This window comes from Streptomyces sp. MnatMP-M17, assembly GCF_900091995.1.
Classification (GTDB): Bacteria; Actinomycetota; Actinomycetes; order Streptomycetales; family Streptomycetaceae; genus Streptomyces.
This window is the reverse complement of the sequence record NZ_FMDK01000567.1, coordinates 1-7258: the sequence shown is the minus strand read 5'-3', so window position 1 is coordinate 7258 and position 7258 is coordinate 1. Positions and strand designations below refer to the sequence as shown.

The 7258-nt window shown below is 65.1% G+C and carries 7 protein-coding genes and 2 pseudogenes; 2 read left to right on the top strand and 7 right to left on the bottom strand.

Annotation, left to right across the window (positions count from 1 at the left end; genetic code table 11):
• Positions 1–188: pseudogene (locus GA0115259_RS24460) on the bottom strand (leucine efflux protein LeuE); the annotation flags it as partial.
• Between the two features lie 35 nt (positions 189–223).
• On the opposite strand from GA0115259_RS24460, the gene GA0115259_RS24455 reads away from it, so the two are divergent.
• Complete coding sequence (locus GA0115259_RS24455; RefSeq protein ID WP_237540468.1) at positions 224–1801, top strand: recombinase family protein; 1578 nt, start codon at positions 224–226, stop codon at positions 1799–1801.
• Positions 1802–1969: 168 nt separating this feature from the next.
• On the opposite strand, the pseudogene GA0115259_RS42130 reads toward GA0115259_RS24455, so the two are convergent.
• From GA0115259_RS42130 to GA0115259_RS24425, 5 genes and pseudogenes are all read right to left on the bottom strand, one after another.
• Positions 1970–2164 (bottom strand): annotated as a pseudogene (locus GA0115259_RS42130) (helix-turn-helix domain-containing protein); the annotation flags it as partial.
• The gene (locus GA0115259_RS24445; protein ID WP_093601020.1) at positions 2154–2678 is read right to left on the bottom strand and encodes a DUF6879 family protein; all 525 of its coding nucleotides are present in this window, start codon (positions 2676–2678) and stop codon (positions 2154–2156) included. The gene GA0115259_RS24445 and the pseudogene GA0115259_RS42130, both read right to left, overlap by 11 nt.
• Complete coding sequence (locus tag GA0115259_RS24440) at positions 2662–2868, bottom strand: hypothetical protein (protein ID WP_093601018.1); 207 nt, start codon at positions 2866–2868, stop codon at positions 2662–2664. Before GA0115259_RS24440 ends, GA0115259_RS24445 begins: the two co-directional genes overlap by 17 nt.
• A 457-nt stretch (positions 2869–3325) precedes the next feature.
• Complete coding sequence (gene leuE, locus GA0115259_RS24430; RefSeq protein WP_093601013.1) at positions 3326–4021, bottom strand: leucine efflux protein LeuE; 696 nt, start codon at positions 4019–4021, stop codon at positions 3326–3328.
• Positions 4022–4133: 112 nt separating this feature from the next.
• A complete protein-coding gene (locus GA0115259_RS24425; protein ID WP_093601011.1) occupies positions 4134–5744 on the bottom strand; it encodes an acyl-CoA mutase large subunit family protein in 1611 nt (536 codons plus the stop codon).
• Positions 5745–5980: 236 nt separating this feature from the next.
• On the opposite strand from GA0115259_RS24425, the gene GA0115259_RS24420 reads away from it, so the two are divergent.
• Positions 5981–6919 carry a L,D-transpeptidase family protein gene (locus tag GA0115259_RS24420; RefSeq protein ID WP_256098119.1) on the top strand — a complete coding sequence of 313 codons (939 nt, stop codon included), beginning with the start codon at positions 5981–5983 and terminating at the stop codon, positions 6917–6919.
• A gap of 134 nt (positions 6920–7053) precedes the next feature.
• Here the strand turns inward: GA0115259_RS24420 and GA0115259_RS40550 are convergent.
• On the bottom strand, positions 7054–7258 hold a 205-nt coding region (locus GA0115259_RS40550; RefSeq protein ID WP_161230458.1), incomplete at its 5' end, for a hypothetical protein.

Here is a 7258-nt window from a genome sequence, read left to right as displayed (position 1 = left end):
AGCGCGCCCGCCGCCGAGGTCATGCCCGCCGAGAGGCGCTTGCGGCGGCGGAAGGCGGCGGCCAGGTGTGTACCGCCGAAGATGAGGGCGGAGAGATAGAGGGCGCTGGCCAGATTGGCGAGCAGCCCGAGCAGGACGAACGACAGCGCGGGATGCGCGTATCCCGGATCGACGAACTGCACGAAGAACGTTCCAGAGTCCAACTGCATGTACGCTCTCGGCCATGACGCCTACGCAGACCGCCCCGGAGTGGACGGCAGAGGAACTGGCAGAGCTGGCCGAACTCAACGCCAGGAACGACGCGCTACCGGAGGACGCACCCCGGGGGCTCCTGTCGGTACGCCTCTCCATCCTCACGGAGGACACCACCTCTCCCGCCCGGCAGGAACTAGACCTCCGCCGTCACGCCATCCGCGAGGGCGTAAGAGTGGTCGGTGTGGCCAGAGACCTTGGGGTGTCCGCGACCAAGAAAGCACCTTGGGAGCGTAAGGAACTCGGGGATTGGCTTAATAACAGGATACCTGAGTTTGACCTGATCCTCTTTTGGAAGCTTGACCGGTTCATTAGGCGAATTTCCGACCTGCATGAAGTAATCAAATGGTGCGAGAAATTTGGGAAGAATCTAGTTTCCCTCAATGACACCCTGGACCTGTCATCTCCGATGGCGCAGGCAATGGTGACTTTCGTTGCGGCCGTTGCAGAGATTGAAGCCGCCAACACCAAGACTCGCGTTTCGTCCCACTGGGAATACACTAAACAACAGGACCAATGGCGCATCGGTAAGCCATCGTTTGGCTACAAGACTGGCAGGGTAGAGGGGAAACTCCGCCTAGTGCAGGACCCTAAGCAGGCGCGAGCGGTGCGCTACATGTATCAGGCTGCAATGCGCGGGGTTCCGGCAAACCGAATTGCCAAGGTTTTGGATAGGGCCAAGGTTCCGACATACAGCAACCGGAAATGGAACAATCAGCAGGTTCTCAGGATTCTTAGAAACCCAGCCGTTAGGGGGCTCCGCACCGAGGGAGGGACGAAGTCAACTACCTATAAATCTACGCCGGTACTGGATAAGCAGGGCCAGGAAATCAGGGTCACGGATGAGCCGATCCTGACTAACGAGGAATTCGAGCGCGTACAGGAAGCACTCGCGACCCGCGCAAAGAACAAGCGCCATCATGAGAAGAACCGCCGCCCTACCAGGTTTCTCGGCGTCATGAAACACGAGTGCGGCAGAAACGTTAACGAAACGAACAACTACAAGACGCTCTCTACCGGCGAAGTGAAGGAGTACCGGTATCTGCGGTGCCCTGAGTGCCGTAAGCCAGGGTTCGTGACACCGGACCCTGAGCATGTGTACTCGGCTCTGACGGAGGCCGTCTTTGAGGCCCTGGGGGATTTCGAGGTGATCCGCCGGGAGTACGCCCGAGGTGATGAGAACAGGCGCGAGCGTAAGCGGCTGGAAGATGGCATTAGCTACTACATGACTGGCCTGGAGCCCGGAGGGAGGTTCGATAAGTCCGGGTTCATTCGAGAGAAAGCGGAGGCCACACTAGACGCCCTTATGAACGACTTGACGAAGATCGACCCGGATTCCACAAAGGATAGGTGGGTCTACGAAAGCACCGGCGTAACGTACGCCCAGCATTGGAATACCGGGGGCGTAGAGGCCATGGAAAGAGACCTGCTGAGCGCCGGAATAACTTTCGAACTTGGAAAACACGACAATGGGGAGCTGGTGGGGAAGTTGATCATTCCGCACGATGTCAAGAAGCGACTGATCAGAATGGACAACAACTGGAGTTAGTTCTCCCGGCGTGAATCGGAACTCTGTCGAGACCGCTTCGAGTCTCGCTAGCTCGTTCTGTTTCTTGTCCAAGCCTCGGCGACGAGACGACCAGTGGTCTTGCCACTCCGTGTTGGCCGACCTGGCCAACGAAAGTATCTCGGTCGCAATGGGGCTATCGGCCCCGAGAGCTTCCAGAATCAATTCAACGTCGACAAGAGAGGGCGTGAGCTTGCCGCCCTCGATGTTACTTACCTTGGTTTGAGACATGTTGCAGCGGCGGGCGAGCCAGGTTTGCGTTTTCCCGGCTCGCTTGCGCTGGCCTCTCAGGGCTTCCGCTAGGTCAGACCTTGATTGACCTAGCCTCTCGGGCTCAAACGTCAATGCCCTTCACGTACTCCTCAAGAGGCACCGACTCGGCTACCGCGATCCGCTGGTATTCGATGAACGCAGCTACGTCCCCTTCGTAGACTTCCCGGTTGATCTGCCTTCCGTCCGGGTGGTAATTCATCAGCACCACTTCGGCACGGTCGAACATCCAGAAGTCCTGAACGCCGGCCAAGGGGTTATCTCGGTCGGTCACGTCGAGAATGCGGATACGCTCACCCGCCAGGGCATGGGGCGCGTAATACTGCGCGAACTCGAATTGCAGATAGTCCGATAGCGGACGCGTCACGATGTGCACGCGCCCCTGAGTGCGCCCCTCTGCGGCTTGTCGGCGTAGCCGGTCGGTGTACTCATTTGATACAGCGTGGGGGTCGATTCGGGCCCCCGCCCTGAACGCCTGGAACTCTTCTTCTTCCTGCGGCATGAAGTATTGGGGCAAGGTCTCAAGCCTCCACGCCTCCCGCTGAAAGCCTTCGAAGCGTGCCGCCCATTCCTCACCAGCCAAGAACACGAACGGCCTCCCTCAGCACGCTTTCGGGGATCTCTACAAGCCCTTCGCCCTCGGGCGGCGTGAACGCCTGGGAAAGGTCGCCCTGTACGACGAAAGAGCCGTTTGCGGTGCGGTAGACGTTCGGGCAGTCGTCCTTTCCGCAGGTGCCGTTTCCGTTGCCGGTCAGTCGGGTCAGTTCCTCGCGCGCCATGCCGAAACCCCCTTGTGATTGGCCCCTGTTGGGGCCCGGTGGCTACGACGGTACGAGGGGCCGACAGGCCCGTCTATGCGGCAGCGCCAATATTCGCGTGGTCGGGTAAACCGACAGATGGAAGCGCAGGGGCTCACGCGGTCCGAGAAAGGCATGGGCACGCACGTCTTGCGGTCGGGGGAGCTGGACGCCCAGGGCGGGGCCTAGAGGGTTGGCGAAGCCCCTGAGGACCTCAGGACACCTCAGGGCTACTCACGGCCTTCACGGTGAGAGGCTGCCGCTTCCGCCTGCTGGGCGTGCTGGCAAGGGCAGAGAACGGGGTGACCTTGGGTGGCTCCTGGGACTCCTTCGGAAGCCTCTTGGGCAGGCCGAGGGCTCCTAGCGCCTCTTGCTGCTCCTGGACGCTCATGCGGGCGAACAGGGCCGCAGCATCGTCAAGGTGGGACATGCCAGCCCCCTACACGCTTGCCAGAGACAGCTTGACGGCGAAGCCGAGGAAGAGCACCCCGGCGGCCGAGGTAGCCCCTGCGTTGAGCGTCCTCCGACGACGGAACGCAGCAGCTAGACGAGACCCGCCGAAGATGAGCGCAGACAGGTACAACACGCTTGCCACCTGGGCGAGTACGCCTAGAGTCACGAACCCCACGATCGGGTTGGACTCTGACACGAACTGCACGAAGAAGGAGATGAAGAACAGGATCGCCTTCGGGTTGAACAGGCTGATCACCAGGGCCCTGCGGTACGGCTGCTCGACCGCGGCCGGCGAGGTGACCGTCACGTCCGACGGCGTGCCGGATGCTTCGCCGGACGCGGCGGCGCCGGACGCGACGGTCTCCTCGCGCTCGTGCCGGGCGCGCCAGAGCGACCGGGCCGTGCGCAGCATTCCGATCGCGAGCCAGGTCAGATATCCGGCGCCCGCGTATTTGACGATCCCGAAGAGGAGTTCATTGGCCTGGAGGAGCGAGGCGACGCCCGCGGCCGAGAGCACCATCAGCACCGTGTCGCCGCACCAGACACCGGCCGCCGCGGTGTAACCCGCGCGTATCCCTCGGCGGGCCGCGACCGAGAGCACATAGAGCGAGTTCGGCCCCGGCAGCAGAACGATCAGAACGAGGCCCACCAGATAGGTCGGCAGATCAGTGACACCCAGCATGGAGCGGAGTGTCGCACACGCGCACGAACGGACGCATTTGGGTTCAGCCATATCGAGTTCAGCACGCGGTCAGCCACTCGGCCGCGCAGACGCCCGGCCCTCGGACCGCGGATCAGCCTCGGAACGCGTCCGTCGTCACGTACGTCCCCCACACCTCACGCAGCGCGTCGCACACCTCTCCCACCGTCGCCCGCGCCCGCAGCGCCGACTTCATCGGCGGGAGCACATTGTCCGTGCCCTCCGCCGCCTTCTTCAGCGCGGTGAGCGCTCCGTCCACCGTGCGCCGGTCGCGCTCCGCCCGCAGCCGGGCCAGCCGGGCCGCCTGCTGGGCCTCGATCGCGGGATCGACGCGCAGCGGCTCGTACGGTTCCTCCTCGGCGCCGTCGATGGTGAAGCGGTTGACGCCGACGACCACGCGCTCGCCGCTGTCGGTCTCCCGGGCGACGGTGTACGCGCTGCGCTCGATCTCGCCCTTCTGGAAGCCCTGTTCGATCGCCTCGACCGCGCCGCCGAACTCCTCGACCCGGCTCATCAGCGTGACCGCCGCGGCCTCCAGCTCGTCCGTCATCCGCTCGACGGCGTACGAACCGGCGAACGGATCGACGGTGGCGGTGGCATCGGTCTCGTACGCGAGAACCTGCTGCGTACGGAGCGCGAGCCGGGCCGCCTTGTCCGTCGGCAGGGCGATGGCCTCGTCGTAGGAGTTGGTGTGCAGCGACTGCGTACCGCCGAGGACCGCCGCGAGTCCCTGCACCGCCACCCGTACGAGATTGACCTCGGGCTGCTGCGCGGTGAGCTGCACGCCCGCCGTCTGCGTGTGGAAGCGGAGCATCTGCGACTTGGGATCGCGGGCGCCGAACTCTTCACGCATGATCCTGGCCCAGATCCGGCGCGCGGCACGGAACTTGGCGATCTCTTCGAGGATCGTCGTGCGGGAGACGAAGAAAAAGGAGAGTCTGGGCCCGAAGTCGTCGACGTCCATGCCCGCGGCGACGGCCGTCCGTACGTACTCGATGCCGTCCGCCAGCGTGAACGCGATCTCCTGCGCAGGCGTGGCTCCGGCCTCCGCCATGTGGTAGCCGGAGATGGAGATGGTGTTCCATCTGGGCAGTTCGGCGCGGCAGTAGCGGAAGATGTCGGCGGTCAGCCGCAGCGAGGGCTTGGGCGGGAAGATATACGTACCGCGCGCGATGTACTCCTTCAGTACGTCGTTCTGGACGGTGCCGGTCAACGCGGCGGCGGGCACGCCCTGCTCCTCGGCGACGAGTTGGTAGAGGAGCAGCAGGAGGGCGGCGGGCGCGTTGATGGTCATCGAGGTGGAGACCTGGCCGAGCGGAATCCCGTCGAAGAGCGTCCGCATGTCGTCGGCCGAGTCGATCGCGACGCCGACCTTGCCGACCTCGCCGCTCGCGATCGGCGCGTCGCTGTCGTATCCCATCTGGGTCGGCAGATCGAAGGCGACGGAGAGACCGGTCGTACCGTGGGCGATCAACTGCCGGTAGCGGGCGTTGGATTCGGCGGCCGTGCCGAAGCCGGCGTACTGGCGCATGGTCCATGGCCGGCCCGTGTACATCGAGGGATAGATCCCACGGGTGAAGGGATACGAGCCGGGCTCACCGAGCTTCTCGGCCGGGTCCCAGCCGGCCAGTCCGCCGGGACCGTAGACGGGCTCGACGGGCAGTCCACTCTCGGTGGTCCGGGCGCCGCCGGGCTCACTTGCCATTGTTCCGCCTCCCGTTGGTTCATCCGTCGCTGCCACCGACTTCCTGACGGACTGTAACGGACTGTAACGGCAGACGCACACCGGGCGACGGGTCACACGCGGGACGGCGGCGATGGTTGTCTCCGTGCTTGCGCAACCCTTCCGGGCGGAAAGCTGTCTGAGGGAAGACTGAAGGAACACATGCCATGCCATGGGACGCGGGGGCACGGGAGAGACAGAGAGACAGGGGGACGACAGTGCTCAGGACATCAGCCCTACGCGCGGGCTTCGGCGCGGGCTTCGCCACGGCCGCCGTGCTGGCCGTGAGTGTCGGCTGTACGGTGCAGCCCACGGGCGGCGGGCCGTCGGCGGACGCCAAGCCGGGCGGCGCGCCGGTGGGAGCGTCCGTCACACCGGGCGGCGAGTCGGCCGAGCCGTCGCGGACGGAGTCCGGAGAACCGTCGGCGCGCCCGGCGGCCGACCGTACGACACTCCCGCCACCCGCGCCCACGCCGAGCGAGAGCACGCCCGAGGCCGCTCCGACGCCGGAACCGGAGCCCGAGCCCAGGCCGCTGATGGCGAGCGGCGACGAGAGCGAGCAGGTACGGGAACTCCAGGCCAGGCTGCGCCAGACAGGCCACTTCGACCGCGCTCCCACCGGCTACTACGGCTCGGTCACGGCCGCCGCCGTCGCTTCCTTCCAGACCGAACGCGGCCTGGACGCCACCGGCGAGACGGACGCCGTCACCTGGGAGCGGTTGCTCGCCCTGACGGACCGCCCGACCCGCGACGAACTGCGCCCGCCCACCACCAGACCGGTCGCCAAGCCCGATCCACGGTGCCTGAAGGGCCGGGTGATGTGCATCAGCAAGAACAGCCGCACGCTCTCCTGGATGGTCGACGGCACGGTGAAGTCCTCGATGGACGTCCGCTTCGGCTCCCAGTACACCCCGACCCGCGAGGGCACGTTCACGGTGGGCTGGAAGTCCCGTCACCATGTCTCGACGCTCTACGACACACCCATGCCGTACGCGATGTTCTTCAGCGGCGGCCAGGCCGTCCACTACTCCGCGGACTTCGCGGCCCGCGGCTACACGGGCGCCTCGCACGGCTGCGTCAACGTCCGCGACGAGCAGAAAATCGCCGAACTCTTCGACGAGGTCCGCACGGGCGACAAGGTCGTCATCTACTGGTAGATCCGCCGCCCGTCGGCGCGCACGCGGGTCCGTATCGCTTGGGTTCTCGGCGTGGACCTGGCTGAACTGGTACGTGAGGGGCCCCGGCCGGATGCTGGGGACGCGGGCCGGGCGGGGCGGGAGGCGGGCTGGCCTTACGTCTGTCCGCCGGCCGCGGTGGCGGGCTCCCGGGCGACTTTCCTCATCGCCTTGAAGATCACAAGCTGGTGGTGCTCGTTCAGATTCCTCAGCGCCTGGCCGACGTGCACCGTGTATGACGGGCCGGCCAGCGATATCACAAGCTGGAGGAAGGCGAGCTCACTGGCGGTCTTGCGCACATGGAAGAGCTGGCGTTCCATG

Coding starts and splice junctions, on each gene's coding strand:
- GA0115259_RS24440 (WP_093601018.1), bottom strand. CDS start 2,868: ATGGCGCGCGAGGAACTGACCCGACTGACCGGCAACGGAAACGGCACC.
- GA0115259_RS24425 (WP_093601011.1), bottom strand. CDS start 5,744: ATGGCAAGTGAGCCCGGCGGCGCCCGGACCACCGAGAGTGGACTGCCC.
- leuE (WP_093601013.1), bottom strand. CDS start 4,021: ATGCTGGGTGTCACTGATCTGCCGACCTATCTGGTGGGCCTCGTTCTG.
- GA0115259_RS24455 (WP_237540468.1), top strand. CDS start 224: ATGACGCCTACGCAGACCGCCCCGGAGTGGACGGCAGAGGAACTGGCA.